This is a genomic window from Gemmatimonadaceae bacterium (assembly GCA_020851035.1).
Taxonomy (GTDB): Bacteria; Gemmatimonadota; Gemmatimonadetes; order Gemmatimonadales; family Gemmatimonadaceae; genus JACMLX01.
Map to the genome: position 1 here is coordinate 119,970 of JADZDM010000004.1, position 19,298 is coordinate 139,267.

Genomic DNA, 19,298 nt, shown 5'->3' on the forward strand with positions numbered 1-19,298 from the left:
GCTTTCAGCCAATGTCGCGGCGCACTCTCCAGCTTGTCGTCCAGTATGATGGCGGAGCCTTCTCTGGATGGCAGCGGCAGCCGGCACAGCGGACGGTCCAGGGCGCGATCGAGGACGGCCTCGCGCGGCTGATGCAGTCACACGTGCCGGCCATCGGTGCCGGCCGCACTGACGCCGGGGTCCACGCGCTCGGGCAGTCTGTGAGCGTGGTCGTGCCCGACTCCTGGACACCGGGGCGCCTGCAGCGTGCCCTCAACGCCGTGATGCCCCGGGACGTGCGGTGCGCCGCCGCCTTCGAGATGGCGGAAGCCTTCCACGCCCGCTACAGTGCCACCGAGCGCGCGTACCGGTACCTGCTCGGCACGGACGCCGACGCGGGGAGCCCGTTTCGGTACAATCGCGAATGGGCGCTCGGGCGCGCCCCGGACCTGGCGCTCCTGCGGGCGGAGGCGGCTAGCCTCGCAGGCGAGCACGCCTTCCACGCCTTTGCCGTGAAGGGGACGGCTCCGGCCAGCGACGATCACCGCTGCGAGATCCGGCGCTGTGCCTGGCTGGAGCGCGACGGCGGGCTCACCCTGGAGATCGCGGCCAACCGGTTCCTCCATCACATGGTGCGCTTCCTCGTCGCCACAATGGTCGAGGTCGGTGTGGGGCGACGCCCGCCCGGGACGATCCGTGCCCTCCTCGCGGCGGTCGACAACCGCGATGTCGCGGCCCCGGCGCCCGCCTGCGGCCTGTACCTTGAACGCGTCACGTATCCACTCACCCTCTATCTCGCCGACGCTCCGGCGGCGGCCGCCTGACGGGTATGCGGATCCTTCACCAGCCCGGCCCCACCTTGCACCGCGCGCTCAGGCGCATTCCCTCCCTGCACACGATGGCCTTCCGTCTCACCCTGCTGTCCGGCGCCGTGCTCGTCCTCGCCTGTGAGGGCGTGCCGGCCGCCTCGAGCGAAGCGCAACGGCCGGCGGTGTCCACGCCCGCCGTCGCCAATGCCCCGTCGCGCGCCGAGCAGGCGTCGGCCTCGCTGCCGCTGTCGCGGCGCACCGCCATCACCGAGGCCGTCTCGAAGGTCGCACCGGCGGTGGTGACCGTGCAGACCGAGACCGTGCAGGACGTGCCGGTCGATCCGTTCGAGATGTTCTTCGGCGGGGCACGCAGCGGCCAGCGCCGGCAGTCGGGCATCGGCTCGGGCTTCATCGTGCAGGCCGACGGCGTGATCGTCACCAACGCGCACGTCGTCAACGGCGCGACGAAGATCGTGGTCGCGCTGCGTGACGGCCAGACCTACGATGCGAAGCTGGTCGGCATGGACGAGATGAACGATCTCGCGGTGCTCCGCATCAACGCGAACCGCCTCCCGGTGGCGCCCATCGGCTCGTCCGGTGACCTCGCCATCGGCGAGTGGGCCATCGCGATCGGCAACCCGTACGGATTCCTCCTCGGGAACACGGAGCCGAGCGTCACGGCCGGCGTGATCAGTGCGACGGGACGGAACCTCGTGCCGCAGCAGGGACAGTCCGAGACGGGGGGCACGTACGTGGACATGCTCCAGACCGACGCGTCGATCAATCCCGGCAACTCGGGTGGCCCGCTGGTGAATGCGCTCGGCCAGGTGATCGGGGTCAACACCTCGATCTTCTCCCCCAGTGGCGGGAGCATCGGCCTCGGCTTCGCGATCCCGATCAACCGGGCCATGCGGGTGGCCGACGACCTGCTGAAGCACGGTGCGGTGCGGCACCCGTGGATCGGCCTGCGCATCGCACAGCCGGCCGGCAACACCCCGCGCGAGGTGCTGCGGTCGGGCGTGGTGGTGCGGAGCGTGGTCCTCGGCTCGCCGGCGGCGCAGGCCGGCATCAAGCCCGGCGACCAGATCGTCCGGAGCCGCGGCCGGTTCCTGCGCAACATGTTCGACTGGGAAGGCGAGATGCTGGAACTGCGCGTCGGCGAGGCGGCGGCGATGGTGATCAGCCGCGACGGGCGCGAGGAGACGGTGTCGGTCACGCCGGCCGACATGCCGGAGGTCGGCGCGAAGAAGGTCGAGGTGCTGCGCGATGTGCAGCTGGTGACGCTCACGCCCGCCATCCGGCAGGAGCGCAACATCCGCTCGACGCGCGGGGCGCTCGTCGTGAACGCCAGCGACCGCGTGATGGACCAGCTCGGGGTCATGCCCGGGGACGTGATCATCGGCGTGAACCGCGTGTCGGTCAGCTCGGCCGAGGAAGTGGCGCGGGCCATCGACCAGCTCGCGGGACGCGGCATGATCCAGCTCATCATCGAGCGGCGCGGCGCGATGTACTCCACCCAGTTCTACATCCAGTGATGTCCCAGCCACACGTGTTGTACTCGTCGCCGCTTGCCGAGCGATATGCCTCCCCCGCCATGCTCGAGCTGTGGGGGGCGCAGAACCGCTACAGCCTCTGGCGGCGCCTGTGGCTCGCGCTGGCCGAGAGCCAGCAGCGCCTCGGCGTCGACATCCCCGACGCGGCGATCGCCGCGATGCGTGGCGCGCTGGACGACATCGACTTCACCGCCGTCGCCGCCTATGAGAAGCGGTTCCGCCACGACGTGATGGCGCACGTGCATGCCTTCGGGGATGCCGCGCCGGCGGCGAAGGCGTTCATCCACCTCGGGGCGACGTCGGCCTACGTGACCGACAACGCCGACCTGATCCTGATGCGGCGGGGGCTCGAGATCCTGCGCGCGAAGCTGGCGGCGGCGCTGCGCGCGATGGCCGGGTTCGCGCGGGACTGGCGTGCTGAGCCCACCCTGGGCTACACGCACCTGCAGTCCGCGCAGCTGACGACGGTGGGCAAGCGCTGCACGCTCTGGATGCAGGACTTCCTGCTCGACCTGGCCGACCTCGAGCACCGCATCGCGACGCTGCCGTTCCGCGGCGTGAAGGGCACCACCGGCACGCAGGCCAGCTTCCTCACGCTGTTCGACGGCGACCACGGGCGGGTGCGGGAGCTGGACCGCATGGTCACCGCGGCGATGGGCTTCCCGCGGCCGCTGCCGGTGACGGGCCAGACTTACAGCCGGAAGCTCGACGCGCAGGTGCTGGGCGTGGTGAGCGGGATCGCGTCCAGCGCGTCGAAGTTCAGCGGCGACATCCGGATGCTGCAGGCGTTCGGCGAGATCGAGGAGCCGTTCGAGAAGGAGCAGATCGGCAGCTCGGCGATGGCGTACAAGCGCAACCCGATGCGGGCCGAGCGCATCGCATCGCTCGCGCGGTTCGTGCTGTCGCTGGAGCCGAATGCCAACCAGACGCACGCGGTGCAGTACTTCGAGCGGACGCTGGACGACTCCGCCAACCGCCGGCTGGTGATCCCGGAGGCCTTCCTCGCCTGTGACGCGATCCTGATCCTGGTGGCGAACATCGCCCGCGGCCTGGAGGTGCATCCCGAGCGGATCCGGCGTCGGGTGGACGACGAGCTGCCGTTCATGGCGACCGAGGAACTGATCGTGAATGCGGTGCGCGCCGGCGGCGACCGCCAGGCGGTGCACGAGGTGATCCGCCGGCACGCGATCGCCGCCGCGCGCGCGGTGAAGGACGAGGGCGTGCGCAACGACCTGCTGGAACGCCTGACCGCCGACCCGGAGTATCCCGTGGACCTCGAAGTGCTGCAGCGCGTGATGTCCCCTGCCCGCTTCGTCGGGCGGAGTGCCGAGCAGGTGGACGAGTTCCTGGCCGAGGAGCTGGAACCGGCGCTGGCCGGGATCGCCACCGACGAGACGGCGGCCGGGGCGGTCCGTGTTTGACGCGCGGCTGACGCCGGCCGGCATCCCGACCACGCGCCTGCCGCTGTTCCATGCGGCGCGCGGCAAGGTGCGTGACGTGTACGAGGTCGACGAGGAGCGCCTCCTGCTGGTGGCCACCGACCGTGTCAGCGCGTTCGACGTGGTGATGCGCGAGGCGGTGCCGTACAAGGGCATCGTGCTGACGCAGATGACGGCCTGGTGGCTGCGCCAGCTGGAGGCGGAGGTGGCCCACCACATGATCAGTGCCGATGCGTCGGAGATCATCGCCGAGGTGCCGGAACTCGCGCCGCACCGCGCCACGATCACGGGGCGCTCGATGCTGGTCAAGCGGGCGCGGATCTTCCCGGTGGAGTGCGTCATCCGCGGCTACTTGAGCGGCTCGGCGTGGAAGGAGTACGCGGCGCAGGGCACGCTGGCGGGCGAGCGCCTGCCGGCAGGGCTCGTGGAGAGCGCGGTGCTGCAGCCGGCGATCTTCTCACCGGCGACGAAGGCGGTGACCGGGCACGACGAGAACATCACGATCGACCGGATGAAGACGGTGGTGGGCGACGTGCACGCCCGCGAGCTCGAGGAGCTCACGCGCCTGGTCTACGACCGCGGCGGGCGCATGGCACAGGCCCGCGGCATCATCATCGCCGACACCAAGTTCGAGTTCGGGCTCTGGCGGGACCGCGTGATCCTCTGCGACGAGGTGCTCACGCCTGATTCGTCACGGTTCTGGCCCGCCGAGGCGTACGCGCCCGGCGGACCGCAACCCAGCTTCGACAAGCAGCCGCTGCGTGACTGGCTGCAGGACGAGCGGAACGCCGGTCGCTGGAATGGCGAGGCGCCGCCGCCGTCGCTGCCGGAGGAGGTCGTGGAGGCCACCAGCCTGCGCTACCTCGATGCCTTCCGGCGCATCACCGGCGCGGCGCTCGACCTGACGCAGTTCTCATGAGCTTCTCGCGCGATGGCGCTGCGCTGATGGCGATCTGCGGCGGGATCGCCGTCGCCGTGCTGGCGCTGGCCGTCTGGCGCCGGAGCTGGGCGCTCTGGATCGTGGGCGTCGTCCTGCTCGTCGCGACCCTCGGCGTGGCCTGGGTGTTCCGCACGCCGGCCGGCCGCGTGGCGCACGAGACACCGTCGGCGGCGACGGCGGCGGCGACGCGTGCCGGAGGGTCCCCGTGATGCGCGTGCAACCAGGGCGCCCCGAGCGGCCGACGGGCATGCGGCGCGCGGTGGTGCTCTTTCCCGGCGGGCTGACGCTGGGCAACCTGTTCTTCGGCATCTTCGCGATGATCAGTGCAAGCCGCGGCGAGTTCGGCCGGGCGGTGCTGTTCATCGTGTGCGGCGGCGTCTGCGACATGCTCGACGGCCGCGTGGCGCGGGCAACGAACTCGGGCACCGAGTTCGGCGAGCAGCTCGACTCGCTGGTGGACGCGATCTCGTTCGGGCTGGCGCCGGCGATGATCACGTACTTCGCCGTCCTCGCCCCGACGGAGCCGGGCCGCGACCGGTGGTCGTGGATCCTGGTCTTCTTCTTCTGCATGTGTGCCGTGCTGCGCCTGGCACGCTTCAACGTCACGCAGGCCGGCTCGAAGAAGAGCTACTTCCTGGGTCTTCCCAGCCCGGCGGCCGGCGGCACGCTCGCCACCTACCACTGGTTCGCGCAGACGCCGCTGTACCAGCAGACGATGATCGGCGACCTGCCGTGGCACGAGCTCGTGAAGTACCTGATGGTCGGGCTGTCGCTGCTGATGATCAGCAACGTGCGCTACCCTGCCTTCCCCCGGACGGGCTTCCGCGACTGGAAGGGCATCCTCGGCTCCGTCACGGTGATCACCTGCCTGGTCGGCGCGATCGTGGTGCCGCGGCAGTTCTTCTTCCCGGCGGGGCTCGTGTACGTGCTGGTCGGCCTGATGGGCACGATCCTGCAGTCGCTGGCCGATCGCCCGGAGCCGCTGGCCGCCGAGGACATCGCGGGCGAACGCGCGGTCGCGGCCTCCGATGCGCTCACGATCGTGGACGCCAACCGGCGCCGCAAGCGCCGGCGCTCGCGCGACGACACCCCGCTGGTCCCCCGCTCGCCCACCGCCCCGCCTCCCCCACCCCCATCCCGCTCGCCCGAGCCCCCAGAATGAGCCGCTACCGCGTCAGTGTGCACATCGTCCCGCGCAAGGGACTCCTCGATCCGCAGGGCAAGGCCGTGTCCGACGCGCTGCACGCGCTGGGCTTCCCGGAGGTCGAGGACACCCGCATCGGCCGGCACCTCGTGCTCGACGTGAGGGCGGACAGTGCGGCCGCGGCCGAGACGGCGGTGCAGGCGATGTGCGACAAGCTGCTCGCCAACCCGGTCACCGAAGACTACCAGATCGCCTCCACGGTGACGGCCTGACGATGAAGTTCGGCATCGTCACCTTCCCCGGCTCCAACTGCGACGTCGACGCACTCCACGCGGTGACCGACCAGCTGGGCCAGACCGCGGTGTCGCTCTGGCATCGCGACCATGACACACAGGACTGCGACGTCCTTATACTCCCGGGCGGGTTCAGCTACGGCGACGCCCTGCGGGCCGGCGCGATCGCGCGCTTCAGCCCCATCATGCGGGAGGTCGTCGCCCACGCGGAGCGCGGGGCGCCGGTGATCGGCATCTGCAACGGCTTCCAGATCCTGTGTGAGTCACACCTGCTGCCCGGCGCGCTGATGCGGAATGCCGGCCTGCAGTTCGTCTGCGACTGGGTGCACCTGCGGGTGGAGGGCGCGGCGCCGCTCTACCTGTCCGGCTATGCCCCGGGACAGGTGCTGCGCATCCCCGTGGCGCACGGCGAGGGCCGCTTCGCCGCCGACGACGCGACGCTCGACGCCCTCGAGCAGCAGGGACAGGTGGTGTTCCGGTACTGCGACGCCGACGGGACTGTCTCCGATGCGGCCAATCCCAACGGGGCGATGCGCAACATCGCCGGCATCACCAACGCCGCCGGCAACGTGCTGGGCATGATGCCGCACCCGGAGCGGGCGGTGGAGTCGCTGCTCGGATCCGTGGACGGGCTGCCGCTGTTCGAGTCACTCCTGGCACGGGTGGGTGCATGAGCGCCACGCCCTCCAGGGTGCAGCCTCGCCCGGGCGACCCGGCGATCACGCCGGCGCTGGTCGCGGAGCATGGCATCACGCCGTTCGAGTACGAGAAGCTGCTCGGCCTGCTCGGGCGTGAGCCCACGTTCACCGAGCTTGGCATCGTGAGCGCGCTGTGGAGCGAGCACTGCTCGTACAAGCACTCGCGCCCCGTGCTGAAGACACTGCCGACGCAGGCGCCGTACGTGCTGCAGGGCCCGGGTGAGAACGCCGGCGTGATCAGCGTCGGCGACGGGCTCGCCGTCGCGTTCAAGATCGAGAGCCACAACCACCCGTCGGCGGTGGAGCCGTACCAGGGGGCGGCCACCGGTGTCGGCGGCATCCTGCGCGACGTGTTCACGATGGGCGCGCGCCCCATCGCGATGCTCAACTCGCTCCGCTTCGGCAGCCTCGACTCGCCGCGGGTGCGCTGGCTGGTCTCCGGCGTCGTCAAGGGCATCGGCGACTACGGCAATTGCATCGGGGTGCCGACGGTGGCGGGCGACGTGATGTTCGACCCGGCGTACGAGGGCAACCCGCTCGTCAACGCGATGTGCGTCGGGCTGATGCGCGAGGAGGAACTGATCACCGCCAAGGCCGAGGGCGTGGGCAACCCGATCCTCGCCGTCGGTGCGCGCACGGGCCGCGACGGCATCCATGGCGCGAGCTTCGCGTCCGAGGACCTGAGCGAGGAGAACGAGGCGAAGCGGCCGCGGGTGCAGGTGGGCGATCCCTTCACCGAGAAGTTGCTGCTCGAGGCGTCGCTGGAGCTGATCCGCAGCGGGCACATCGTCGCGATCCAGGACATGGGTGCGGCCGGCCTCACGTCGAGTAGTGCCGAGATGGCCGAGCGCGGTGACGTGGGCGTGGTGATCGACGTGACGAAGGTGCCGGTGCGCGAGGAGGGGATGACCCCCTACGAGATCCTGCTCAGCGAGAGCCAGGAGCGGATGCTGGTGGTGGCGAAGAAGGGCCATGAGGAGGCCGCGCGGGCGATCCTGCGCAAGTGGGACCTGCAGGCCGAGGTGATCGGCGAGGTGATCGCGGAGCCCGTGTACCGCGTGGTGGAGGGCGACCGCGTGGTGGCCGAGTTTCCCGGCAGCCGGCTGGTGACCGAGTGCCCGCAGTACGCCCCGGAGGCGCGCGAGAGCGAGGCGATCGTGGCCCTGCGTGCCCGTGATCCGCACGAGGTGCCGGAGCGCCCGGAGGAGTCGGACGCCGCCTGGACGCTGCGTGCGCTGCTCTCGTCGCCCACCATCGCGAACAAGCGCTGGATCTACCGCCAGTACGACTCGCAGGTGCGCACCAGCACCGTCGTCGGGCCGGGGGCCGGTGATGCAGCCGTGGTGCGGCTGCGCGGCACCACCAAGGCGCTGGCGCTGAAGACCGACTGCAACTCCCGCTACGTCTACCTGGACCCGCGGATGGGCGGGCGGATCGCGGTGGCGGAGGCGGCGCGCAACGTCGCCTGCACCGGTGGCCGCCCGATGGCCATCACGAACTGCCTGAATTTCGGCAACCCGAAGAAGCCCGAGGTGTTCTTCCAGTTCCGAGAGGCGGTCTACGGCATGGGCGACGCCTGCCGCGCCCTCGGCACGCCGGTCACGGGCGGCAACGTGTCGCTCTACAACGAGAACCCACAGGGCGCGGTGTTCCCCACGCCGACGATCGGCATGGTGGGCCTCGTGGCCGACGTGGCGCACATCACGCGCAGCGGCTTCGCCACGGCTGGCGCCTCGATCGTCCAGCTGGGCGAGTGCTCCGATGAACTCGGTGCCAGCGAGTACCTCGCGCGGGTGCACGGGCTCACGATCGGCGCGGTGCCGGTGGTGGACCTCGACCACGAGAAGCGGCTGGTCGATGCCCTGCTGGCGGCGATCGCGGCCGGTGTCGTGGAGTCCGCGCACGACATCAGCGAGGGCGGCCTGGCGGTGGCCCTCGCGGAGTGCTGCATGGGTGACCGGATCGCCACGTTCGGCGCCTCGGTGGACCTCGGGCCCGATGCACCGGGCTCGCCGCGTGCGCTGCTCTGGGGTGAGGCGCAGGGTCGGGTGATCGTGAGCACGCAGGACGCCGCGGCGGTGCTGTCGCACGCCCGCGCACAGGGCATTCCCGCGCGGGTGATCGGTGCCGTCACGGCCGACCCGCGCCTCGTCATCCGGGCCGGTGCCCGGACCCTTGATGCACCGCTGGCGCCACTGGTCGATGCGTACTTCGATGCGATCCCGGCATTGATGCGACGCGCCGCGACGGCGACGGCCTGAGGACTGACCTGTCATGTGTGGAATCTTCGGGATCTACGGCACGCCGGACGCGGCGGCCCTGACGCACCTTGGCCTGTATGCCCTGCAGCACCGCGGGCAGGAATCGGCGGGCATCGTGACGGTGGACCAGGGGGGGGCCGCCCACCCCATCCGCGCGATGGGGCTCGTCTCCGAGGCGCTCCCCGCGTCGTCGATCGCGCCGCTGGTCGGTGACGTGGCCATCGGCCACACCCGGTACAGCACCGCCGGCAGCTCGACGGTGGAGAATGCCCAGCCGATCATGGCGCGCTTCAAGGGCGGCGTGATCGCACTGGCGCACAATGGCAACCTGACGAACGCCTCCGAGATCCGGGCGGAGCTCGAGGCGCAGGGGTCGATCTTCACCTCGACGATGGACTCCGAGGTGCTGCTCCACCGGCTCGCACGCTCGAGCCACGAGGACCCGGTGCAGCGGCTCACCGATGCGCTGCAGGGGGTGGAAGGCGCCTATTCGCTGGTGGTGCTGATCAACCAGACGCTCCTCGCCGCGCGCGACCCGCGCGGCTGGCGTCCGCTGGTGCTGGGTCGCCTCGGTGACAGCGTGATCGCCACCAGCGAGACCTGCGCGCTGGACATCGTGAATGCGACGCTGCTGCGCGAGGTGCAGCCCGGGGAGATCGTGGCGGTCGAGCGCGGCGAGCTGCGGGCGGTGCAGGCGTTCCCGGTGCAGCCGCTGAAGAAGTGCGTGTTCGAGCACGTGTACTTCGCGCGCCCCGACAGCCAGATCTTCGGCCACAGCGTGGACCGGGCGCGCCGCGCGCTGGGCCACCAGCTGGCGCGCGAGTGCCCTGCCCCGGGCGCCGACCTCGTGTTCGCGGTGCCCGACTCGTCGAATGCCGCCGCCCTGGGCTACGCGGAGACCAGCGGGCTGCCGCTGGAGCTGGCCCTGATCCGCAACCACTACATCGGGCGCACCTTCATCCAGCCGACGCAGTCGGGCCGGATCGCCAAGGTGAAGGTGAAGTACAACGCCGTGCGCGAGGTGCTGGCTGGCCGCAGCGTCGTGATGATCGACGACTCGATCGTCCGGGGCACCACCACGCGCGGCCTGGTGAAGATGATCCGCGATGCCGGGGCCCGGGAGGTGCACATGCGCGTGAGCTCCGCCCCGGTCACCGGGCCGTGCTGGTACGGCATCGACACGCCGCGGAAGGAGGAACTCATCGCCTCCGCCCGGAACGTCACCGAGATCGGCGCGATGCTCGGCGTCGACTCGCTCGGCTACCTGTCGCTGGAGGGGATGCTGGCCGCGGTGCCGGGTGGACCGACCGGCTTCTGCGACGCATGCTTCAGTGGGAACTATCCGACCGACCCCCCGGCGGACCTCGTCAGCGGACGTGCCTACGGCTGCTGAACTGCCCTCCTGACACTGACCTCCACGTGACGACCTCCGCACCGGCCACTGAGCGACGCTACGTCTACTTCTTCGGCAACGGCCAGGCCGACGGCACGCGGGAGATGAAGGCGATCCTCGGCGGGAAGGGCGCGAACCTCGCCGAGATGACGAACATCGGCGTCCCGGTGCCGCCGGGATTCACGATGACCTGCGAGCTCTGCGCGCTGTACCTGCGCGAGCAGGCGTACCCGCAGGCGCTGCGCGACGAGGTGGCGCGGAACCTCGTGCGACTGGAGCAGGTCACCGGCAAGCGGTTCGGTGATGCGCAGCACCCGCTGCTGGTCTCGGTGCGCTCCGGCGGCGCGGTCTCGATGCCGGGGATGATGGAGACGATCCTCAACCTCGGCCTCAACGACGAGAGCGTGGAGGGGCTGGCCCGCAACAGCGGCAACGCGCGCTTCGCCTTCGACAGCTACCGGCGGTTCCTGCAGATGTACGGCGACGTGGTGCTGGACGTGCCGATGCACCGGTTCGAGAGCCTGCTCGAGAACAAGCGGCTGATGCAGGGCGTGAAGCACGACTCGGAGCTCGACGAGAGCTCGCTGCGCGCCCTCGTCGAGGAGTACAAGCTGCTGGTCCGCCGCGACAAGGGGATCGACTTCCCGATGGACCCGGTGGAGCAGCTGTGGGGGGCCACCGAGGCGGTCTGGCGGAGCTGGATGCTGAAGAAGGCCGTGGACTACCGCCGCGTGAACGGCATTGCCGATGACGTCGGCACGGCGGTGAACGTGGTGTCGATGGTGTTCGGCAACATGGGCGACGACTCCGGCACCGGCGTGGCGTTCACGCGTGACCCATCCACCGGCGAGCGCGCGTTCTACGGTGAGTTCCTGGTGAACGCCCAGGGCGAGGACGTGGTGGCCGGCATCCGCACGCCACTGCGCATCGAACGCATGGCCGAGCTGCTCCCCGAGGCCTACACGGAACTGATGCAGACCCAGGTCGCACTCGAGACGCACTTCCGCGACATGCAGGACCTCGAGTTCACCGTCGAGCGCGGCAAGCTGTACCTGCTGCAGACCCGCACCGGCAAGCGCACCGCCACCGCTGCGATCCGCATCGCGCGCGACATGGTCCACGAGTCGCTGATCACGCCCGACGAGGCGGTGATGCGGGTGCCCGCCCACCAGCTCGACCAGCTCCTGCACCCCGTCATCGATGCCGGCCAGCGTGCCCCGGTGATCTGCACCGGACTGCCGGCGTCGCCCGGCGCGGCCAGTGGCGTCGCGGTGTTCGATGCCGACACGGCCGAGCAGCGCGCCGCGCGCGGCGACAGCGTGATCCTCGTGCGCGACGAGACCACGCCCGAGGACTTCCATGGCATGGTGGTGGCGCGGGCCGTGTTGACGGCGCGCGGGGGCATGACCAGCCACGCCGCCGTCGTCTGCCGCGGCATGGGCAAGTGTGCCGTGGTCGGCGTGTCGCGCATGACGGTCGACGCCGACGGGCGGCACTTCCGCGTCGGCGACACGGTGGTGCGCGAGGGTGAGTGGATCACGGTCGACGGCGCGACCGGCAACGTCTACCTGGGCGAACTGCAGACGGTGCCGAGCGAGGTGATGCGCGTGATCAACGGCACCGTGCGCGCCGACCAGGCGCCCACGTACCTGGCCTTCCGCCAGCTCCTCGAGTGGTCGGACCGGCCGCGGCGCCTGCGGGTCCGCGCCAACGCCGACACGCCGAAGGACGCGCGGATCGCGCGCGCGTTCGGGGCCGAGGGCATCGGCCTCTGCCGCACCGAGCACATGTTCTTCGAGGGCGACCGCATCAACGCCGTGCGGGAGATGATCCTCGCCCACGACGAGTCGGGCCGCCGGCGTGCGCTGGCGAAGCTGCTGCCGATGCAGCGCGGCGATTTCGAGGCGATCTTCGAGGCGATGAACGGGTTCCCGGTCAACATCCGGCTGCTCGACCCGCCGCTGCACGAGTTCCTGCCGCACGGCGGCGAGGAGATGAAGATGCTCGCGCGCCAGCTCGGCGTCTCGCGCGAGGAGCTGCTGCGCGTGGTGGATGCGCTGCGCGAGACGAACCCCATGCTCGGGCACCGCGGCGCACGGCTGCTGGTGACCTACCCCGAGATCACCGAGATGCAGGTGCGCGCGATCTTCGAGGCGGCGGTGAAGGCGAAGCGCCGCGGCATCGTGGTCAAGCCGGAGATCATGGTCCCGCTGATCATGAGCGCGAAGGAACTCGCCAGCCAGCGGCGCATCATCGACGACGTGGCACGGCAGGTGCTGGGTGGCATGGGCGAGCCCATCGAGTACCAGGTGGGGACGATGATCGAGCTGCCGCGCGCGGCCCTCACCGCCGCCGAGATCGCGGTGGAGGCGGAGTACTTCTCGTTCGGCACCAACGACCTCACGCAGACGACCCTCGGCCTGAGCCGCGACGACGCGGGCCGGTTCCTCCCGTTCTACATCGAGCACGGCCTGCTGCCCGACGATCCATTCCAGGTGCTGGACCAGGATGGCGTCGGCAAGCTGGTGCGCATCGCGATGGAATCCGGCCGCAAGACGCGGCCGGGGATGAAGGCCGGCATCTGCGGCGAGCACGGTGGCGACCCGAAGAGCATCGCGTTCGTGCATCGCACGGGCCTCGACTACGTGAGCTGCTCACCGTTCCGCGTGCCGATTGCCCGGCTGGCCGCAGGCCAGGCGGCGCTCGAGACGCGATAGCGCCCCGCCGGACGCGCGCACGCGATGGCAGAGGCACTCAAGCACCAGTTCGGGCCGCCGGTGGTGCAGCGGCTGGCCAGCGAACTGCAGGCGGCGTGGCCGGCGTTCGACCGGCACGGCTTCGAGCGCGACGCGCTGGAGGGATTCGAGGCGCTCGAGCTCCTCGATCGCGGCCGGCACCTGGGCCGCGTCCTGCAGCGGTACCTGCCAGGGGCGTTCGGTGCTGCGGTGGACCTGCAGCTCGCCACGCTGCCCGCGGTGCGCGTGCCGGAAACGGGGATGCTCGCCTTCCGCTACCTCGCCCACACGGAGTTCATCCGGCAGTTCGGCCTGCCGCACCTGGAGGACTCGCTGCGGGGGCTGCACGCACTCACGCAGGTGTTCACCGGCGAGTTCGCGATCCGGCCGTTCCTCGAGCACCACCCGGCGGCGACACTCGCCCGGCTGCAGGAGTGGACGCGCGATCCGAACCCCCACGTGCGCCGGCTCGTCTCCGAGGGCACCCGGACGCGCCTGCCCTGGGCGCCGGTCCTGCGCGGCTTCCAGCGCGATCCGGCACCCGTGCTCGCCCTGCTGGAGCTGCTGCGCGATGACCCGGAGCTCTACGTGCGCCGCTCGGTGGCGAACAACCTGCACGACATCGGCAAGGACTCACCGGCACTGCTGCTGGAGACCGCCGGCCGCTGGCTGGACGGCGCCTCTGCCGGGCGCCGATGGATCGTGACCCACGCGCTGCGGACGCTGGTCAAGCGCGGGGATCCGGCCGCGCTCACGCTCCTCGGCTTCGGTGGCCGGGCGCGCCTCGAGCTCACCGCAGCGGCCATCACGCCGAAACGCGCGGTGATGGGCTCCAAGGTCGTGGTGACCTGTGCGCTCCGGAACCCGGCGCGGAAGGCGCAGCGCGTGGTGGTCGACCTGCGCGTGCACTTCGTGAAGGCACACGGCGGCACGAACGCGAAGGTGTTCAAGCTGTCGACGATCGAGCTCGCCGCCGGCGCCACCGTGCAGCTCAGGAAGACCGTGTCGCTGGAAGACCTGTCCACGCGCCGGCACTACCCGGGCGAGCACCGCGTCGAGCTGCAGATGAACGGCGCCGTGTCACCACTCGGCAGCTTCACGCTGCGGCGCGCACCGCGCTGAGTCACGCCGGCTCAGATCGTGTAGCCGTCGTCGATCACGAGGTCGGTGCCGGTGATCATCGCCGCGTCGTCCGAGGCCAGGAAACAGGCCGCGGCCGCGATCTGCTCGGGTGAGGCGAAGCGCGAGCTGCCCGGCTGCGAGCCGATCTCACGATAGGCGGCGTCGTCGGAGCCGAGCCGCGCCGAGAGCTCCTGGAAGAACGGGAGGCTGCTCCACATCGGGGTGCGGACGCCGGCGGGTGAGATGGTGTTGACCCGCACCGGCGTCCCGCCCGCCAGGCACTCCTTCGCCACGACGCGGGCCAGCATGCGCACGGCCGCCTTGCTGGACGAGTACGCGGCGGCCCCGGGCGCGGCCTTCACGCCGGACGCCGAGGCGATCGCCGTGATGCTGCCGCCACGCTCGCGCAGCGCCCGCACGCCGTGTTTCATGGCCAGGAACGAGCCGTCGAGGTTCACGGCCATCACGCGCTTCCAGTCATCGAAGGCGGTGTCGGTGATGGGGGAGCCGGCACTGACGCCGGCGGCGTGCACCAAGATGTAGAGGGGGCCGGCGGCGGCCGTGGCGGCCTCCCAGGCCGCTTCATCGGTCACGTCGAGGGTCAGGGCAGCCGCATGGCCGCCGGCGTCGCTGATGCGGCGCACGGTGGCCGCTGCGCCGTCCTCCAGCACGTCGGTGCACCAGACCATCGCGCCGTGGCCGGCGAGCGCGATCGCACAGGCGGCACCGATGCCGGATCCGGCACCCGTGACCAGCGCGGCCCTTCCGGCGAACTGCGACACGATCCGGCTCCTGGAGGTTCAGCGTGAAGTGTGCGGACGGAAACCCATCGCCGTGTTGAGCCAGCGCACCAACGGCGTCATCACGCGGAAGGCCTCCTCCAGCCGGTCCGCCAGCGCCGCCGATGTGACCTCGGATTGCGTGAGGTCGCAGCCCGCCGTGAAGCTCTGGTAGCGCAGCCAGTCACCCGCGGGATGCTCTGGATCATACCCGCGCGGCATGCGCTTCAGCACCGCCTCGGTGGACAGGTCGCCGAAGTGCTTCCGGAACGCGCGCGCCGTCACGATGGCATTGAACTCCTCGTGGCCCACGTCCAGCGCGCCGCGGATGCGCTTGAGCACCGGCGCCGGCGGCATCCACACCCCCCCACCCGCGAAGCAGGCCCGCGGCTCGAGGTGGAAGTAGAGCCCCGCCCCGCCGTGGACGGCCTCCTGCCCCACGTTGCCCTTCGAGTCGCGGTGGAAGAACCAGCAGGCGGCATTCGTCTTGTACGGCGCCTTGTTCTTGCTGAAGCGGATGTCGCGGTGGATGCGGAACATGCTCCCCTTCACCGTGCCGGTGATCTCCGGGGCGAATGTGGCCAGCCGCGCATCCATCTCCTCGACCAGTGCCTTCATCGGCTCGCGCAACGCCCCCTCGTACGTGTCGCGGCGCGCCTCGAACCACTCGCGATCGTTGTTGTCTGCCAGTCCCTTCAGGAAGGTGAACGCCGCCGTCGGAAAGCCGGTGAACTCGCCCACCGGTGCCGCCTTGCGTGCACTGCCTGCCTTCGCCGCCGCCCGCTTCATCGCGCCCATCCCGTCGGCCTCGCCAGTGAGAAGTTCGTTGGACTGTTCGTACGACCATACCAGTCGGCGCCCATGCGTGAGACGACATCGAGCCGCGCCGGGTCTACGGTGCCGTCAGCCGCGAGGATCCCCTCGTCAACGTGCGCGGCGACCACCTCGCCCAGCACGATCGCACAGGTCGGCGCCGCCTCCGGGTAGAGCTCGAACGACGCCACGCGGCATTCGAACGCCATCGGCGCGCCGGCCACCCGCGGCACCCCCACCGCATGTGATGCCACCGCCTCGACGCCGGCCGCCTCGAACTCGCTGGTGTCAGCATCGAAGCCGAACGACGTCTGGTTCATCTGCGCCACCATCGCATGCGACACCAGGCTCACCACGAACTCGCCGGTGTCACGGATATTGCGCGCAGTGTCCTTCAGCGAGCCGTCCCCGTTGTGCTGGGGGCAGATCATGAGCGTCGGCGGCTGCGGTGTGACCATCTGGAAGAAGCTGAACGGTGCCAGGTTGATCACGCCGGCGGCCGACCGCGACGAGACCCAGGCCACCGGCCGCGGCGCGATGGTCGACGCCATCCAGAAGTAGGCTGCGCGACGGTCGAGAGTCGTGAAGTCGAGGAGCATGGGGCTGGATGAGCACCGGACGGGGGACGCGTGTGGCACCGCGCCGCGCGCACCGCCGCAACTTCGCCTGCGGGATACGTGCCGATCAAGCGCCGGTGCACGCGTGGTCGGGGCGTTGGAACGACGACGGGCCCGGCATCGCGCCGGGCCCGTCGTGTTCCTGCGGTGTCGGCTCCACTGATGGAGGCGCCGGGAATCGAACCCGGGTCCGAAAATGCTTCCGCTACGGCTTCTACGTGTGTGTCCCACCGATTGAGGTCTCCCGCCGCTGGCCAGTGGGCCGCCCACGTCGGGACAAGTCACCTTGAGTTTCGCACACTGACCGGCAACACATCAGCGCACTATCCCGGATTTGCGATACGTATGCAGCCGCCCCGGGCGGGCTTCCACATACGCACTGCTGGTCTAACTAGAAGTTAGGCAGCCAGGGCCAAGTTGTTGTTGGCGATTGTGTTTTCCCGAATGGATTAACGAGGAGTCCGAGAACCTCGACACGCTACCGTAACTGCTACATCCCCGTCGAAGCCAAGTCGCCCCCGACGCACTGCAATCTACCCCGGAGAGGCCCGCCGTGCACGGTCCCGGCTACTCCTCCTCCCCGTCCTCCGGGATACCCTCGCCCTCACCGGCCTGTTCCGGGTACAGCGGGCGGGCGAACCGGACGCAGTTCCGCCCCTCCCGCTTGGCCACGTACAGCGCCTTGTCGGCCGCCGGGAAGAGCTCGTCTCCGAGCCGGGCAGTCTCCGGGTACGACGCCACGCCGAACGAGGCGGTGACGTGCACCAGGTGCTCGCCCACGCCGATCGTCTTGGCCTCGATCGCCGCCCGCATCCGCTCCGCGACCTCCCACGCCATCGCCACGTCGGCCTTGCCGAGCAGCATCACCAGCTCCTCGCCACCGTAGCGTGCCACGAGGTCCACGCCGCGGACGCCGGTGGACAGCGACGCGGCGATCGACCGCAGCACGTGGTCACCGACCTCGTGGCCATACAGGTCGTTCACGCGCTTGAAGTTGTCCACGTCGCAGATCACCAGCCCGACGTTGTGCCCGAACCGGTCGGCCTCGGCCACCGCGCGGGCCAGCGCCTCGTCGAAGGCGCGCCGGTTCGCCAGCCCGGTCAGGGCGTCGGTGCGCGCCCGCCGCGTCGCCTCCTCGATCTGCCACACGGTCTCCAGCGACACCGATGCCACCGCGCCGAGCAGGCGCACGTTGCGCATGTCGCGCAGGAGCACGCCACCGACCGCCTCGCTCTCCACCACGATCGCACCGGTCACCGTGTCGCCCTGGCGCAACGGCACCACGCTCACGCTCCCCAGTCGCGGCACGACGTAGCCGGCGCTGTAGAGCGGCGTCACCTGCTCCACCAGTCGTGCATCCTCCCACACCTGCGGCAGGCCGGTGGCGCAGAGCTGCCCCACCAGGGACTCGGCCGACACGGGTGCCCCACGCACGATGTGGTGGCCGGACGTGACACTCTGGATCACACCGGCGGACGTCTCCGGGTACCAGCGGACCAGCGAGGCGCGTGTCGCACCGGTCACCGTGAGCGCGGAGTCACAGATGGACTGGCCCAGCGTGTCGATGGTGCGCTGCTGCTGGAACACCTGCGAGGCGTGCAGCAGCGACTGCGACTGGCGGTTCTGCCGGCTGTGCTCCGACTGCGTCTCGAGCAGCTGCGCGAGCATGCCGAGGTTGTCGGCGAAGCGCGGCAGCCAGCGCGCCAGCACCTCGTGCGACATCTGCAGCTCGACCGCGTGCAGCGACAGGACACCAGCGGTGCTCGCCGGCCCGGGCACTGCGACAGCCGCGATCATCCCCTCGACATTGCGGTCGAAGAGCGCAACGCGCGTGGCGCCCTGCACGGCGACCAGGTCGCCGCCGAGGGCGTGATGCGTGGTCTCCCACCGGGCGCCGTCAGTGGCGGCCCAGGCCAGCGGTGCGAGCGTGTTGCCGGTGCGCGTCGTGCGCCAGTACACGGCATCGGTCGCGCCGAGCGTGTCGCAGACCTGCCGCAGGTAGCGCGCCAGGGCCTCGGTGCGCGTGCGCGACTCGGCCGCCTCCGACTCGACGGCGGAGCGGGCATCGACGATTGCGCCGAAGAACTCCAGGGCCGGCTCGGCGGTGGCGGCCGTGAACGCCGGCAGTTCGGAGAGCGTGCGCATCGTGCCCCGCTGCAGCGAGCGCATGATGTACGCGATCGGCAGCACCGTCACCGTGAGCAGCACGGCGATGCCATACGCCGCATCCGCGCCACCCGGCCACGCGCCGTGGAGTGCGGGGGCGAGGAAGATCACGCCCAGCACGCCGCACACACCGACCGACACGCCGCGCCATCCGGTGGCGACCGTCGCGCCGAGCGCGCAGACGCACGCCGCGACGTATGCGACGGAGTGTGCACCGCCCGACTGCAGTGCCACGAGCGCCGTGAACGGGCCGAGCAGGCTCGCGGCGTAGCCGATCGCGCGGTGCCGCGCCTCGTCGAGGTTCGGGATCATCAGCAGCAGGGCGCCAGTCGCGATGAGCGCGGCGATCACCGCCGTGGCGAGGTGCAGCTGCGCTCGCTGCGCCTGGGACAGCGCGGCCGACGCGACGCCCCCGGCGAGTGCCGCCGCGATGATCCACGGCAGGATCAGCAGCAGGTACGCGAGGCGTGTACGGGCAGGTGGGTGCGTCACGATGGCGGTGGTGCGACCTGGAGACGTGGTGGCGTCCTGACGGGCGACATGCTGACTGAGAGGAT

General features: G+C 70.6%; 16 protein-coding genes and 1 other RNA gene. 12 read left to right on the forward strand and 5 right to left on the reverse strand.

The genetic code is table 11. The annotated features are described in order from the left end of the window. The first annotated feature begins 11 nt into the window (after nucleotides 1–11). The 12 genes from truA (at nucleotide 12) to IT355_03520 (ending at nucleotide 14,366) form a co-directional block, all read left to right on the forward strand. On the forward strand, nucleotides 12–803 hold the full coding sequence (gene truA, locus IT355_03465) for a tRNA pseudouridine(38-40) synthase TruA (protein ID MCC7052299.1): 792 nt from the start codon (nucleotides 12–14) through the stop codon (nucleotides 801–803). Between the two features lie 74 nt (nucleotides 804–877). After that, nucleotides 878–2,323: a trypsin-like peptidase domain-containing protein gene (locus IT355_03470; GenBank protein MCC7052300.1), complete on the forward strand. Its 1,446-nt coding sequence runs from the start codon at nucleotides 878–880 to the stop codon at nucleotides 2,321–2,323. Continuing rightward, a complete protein-coding gene (locus IT355_03475) occupies nucleotides 2,323–3,762 on the forward strand; it encodes an adenylosuccinate lyase (protein MCC7052301.1) in 1,440 nt (479 codons plus the stop codon). The genes IT355_03470 and IT355_03475 overlap by 1 nt, the downstream gene beginning before the upstream one ends. Nucleotides 3,763–3,769: 7 nt before the next feature. Further along, nucleotides 3,770–4,699, forward strand: a complete 930-nt coding sequence (locus IT355_03480) for a phosphoribosylaminoimidazolesuccinocarboxamide synthase (protein ID MCC7052302.1) — start codon at nucleotides 3,770–3,772, stop codon at nucleotides 4,697–4,699. After that, nucleotides 4,696–4,929 carry a hypothetical protein gene (locus tag IT355_03485; protein ID MCC7052303.1) on the forward strand — a complete coding sequence of 78 codons (234 nt, stop codon included), beginning with the start codon at nucleotides 4,696–4,698 and terminating at the stop codon, nucleotides 4,927–4,929. The genes IT355_03480 and IT355_03485 overlap by 4 nt, the downstream gene beginning before the upstream one ends. Beyond that, on the forward strand, nucleotides 4,929–5,882 hold the full coding sequence (gene pssA, locus IT355_03490) for a CDP-diacylglycerol--serine O-phosphatidyltransferase (protein MCC7052304.1): 954 nt from the start codon (nucleotides 4,929–4,931) through the stop codon (nucleotides 5,880–5,882). The genes IT355_03485 and pssA overlap by 1 nt, the downstream gene beginning before the upstream one ends. Next, nucleotides 5,879–6,136, forward strand: coding sequence for a phosphoribosylformylglycinamidine synthase subunit PurS (gene purS / locus IT355_03495; protein MCC7052305.1), 258 nt, complete (start codon nucleotides 5,879–5,881; stop codon nucleotides 6,134–6,136). The genes pssA and purS overlap by 4 nt, the downstream gene beginning before the upstream one ends. 2 nt (nucleotides 6,137–6,138) lie before the next feature. Continuing rightward, nucleotides 6,139–6,831: a phosphoribosylformylglycinamidine synthase subunit PurQ gene (gene purQ, locus IT355_03500; protein ID MCC7052306.1), complete on the forward strand. Its 693-nt coding sequence runs from the start codon at nucleotides 6,139–6,141 to the stop codon at nucleotides 6,829–6,831. Then, complete coding sequence (gene purL, locus IT355_03505; protein ID MCC7052307.1) at nucleotides 6,828–9,116, forward strand: phosphoribosylformylglycinamidine synthase subunit PurL; 2,289 nt, start codon at nucleotides 6,828–6,830, stop codon at nucleotides 9,114–9,116. Before purQ ends, purL begins: the two co-directional genes overlap by 4 nt. Nucleotides 9,117–9,129: 13 nt before the next feature. Continuing rightward, nucleotides 9,130–10,509, forward strand: a complete 1,380-nt coding sequence (locus tag IT355_03510) for an amidophosphoribosyltransferase (protein MCC7052308.1) — start codon at nucleotides 9,130–9,132, stop codon at nucleotides 10,507–10,509. After that, entirely contained in the window at nucleotides 10,440–13,226 is a 2,787-nt protein-coding gene (locus IT355_03515) for a pyruvate, phosphate dikinase (protein ID MCC7052309.1), read from the forward strand. Before IT355_03510 ends, IT355_03515 begins: the two co-directional genes overlap by 70 nt. A 24-nt stretch (nucleotides 13,227–13,250) precedes the next feature. Then, nucleotides 13,251–14,366 carry a DNA alkylation repair protein gene (locus IT355_03520; GenBank protein MCC7052310.1) on the forward strand — a complete coding sequence of 372 codons (1,116 nt, stop codon included), beginning with the start codon at nucleotides 13,251–13,253 and terminating at the stop codon, nucleotides 14,364–14,366. 11 nt (nucleotides 14,367–14,377) lie between these two features. Here IT355_03520 and IT355_03525 read toward each other — a convergent pair whose 3' ends face one another. The 5 genes from IT355_03525 to IT355_03545 all read right to left on the reverse strand — a co-directional run bounded on the left by IT355_03525 (nucleotide 14,378) and on the right by IT355_03545 (nucleotide 19,233). Next, the gene (locus IT355_03525; protein MCC7052311.1) at nucleotides 14,378–15,148 is read right to left on the reverse strand and encodes an SDR family oxidoreductase; all 771 of its coding nucleotides are present in this window, start codon (nucleotides 15,146–15,148) and stop codon (nucleotides 14,378–14,380) included. A gap of 18 nt (nucleotides 15,149–15,166) precedes the next feature. Next, a complete protein-coding gene (locus IT355_03530; protein MCC7052312.1) occupies nucleotides 15,167–15,934 on the reverse strand; it encodes a DUF2461 domain-containing protein in 768 nt (255 codons plus the stop codon). Beyond that, a complete protein-coding gene (locus IT355_03535) occupies nucleotides 15,931–16,557 on the reverse strand; it encodes a flavin reductase family protein (GenBank protein MCC7052313.1) in 627 nt (208 codons plus the stop codon). The genes IT355_03530 and IT355_03535 overlap by 4 nt, the downstream gene beginning before the upstream one ends. Before the next feature lie 178 nt (nucleotides 16,558–16,735). Continuing rightward, nucleotides 16,736–17,095: a transfer-messenger RNA gene (gene ssrA / locus IT355_03540) on the reverse strand. Nucleotides 17,096–17,142: 47 nt separating this feature from the next. Continuing rightward, on the reverse strand, nucleotides 17,143–19,233 hold the full coding sequence (locus IT355_03545) for a GGDEF domain-containing protein (protein ID MCC7052314.1): 2,091 nt from the start codon (nucleotides 19,231–19,233) through the stop codon (nucleotides 17,143–17,145). Nucleotides 19,234–19,298 lie beyond the last annotated feature (65 nt).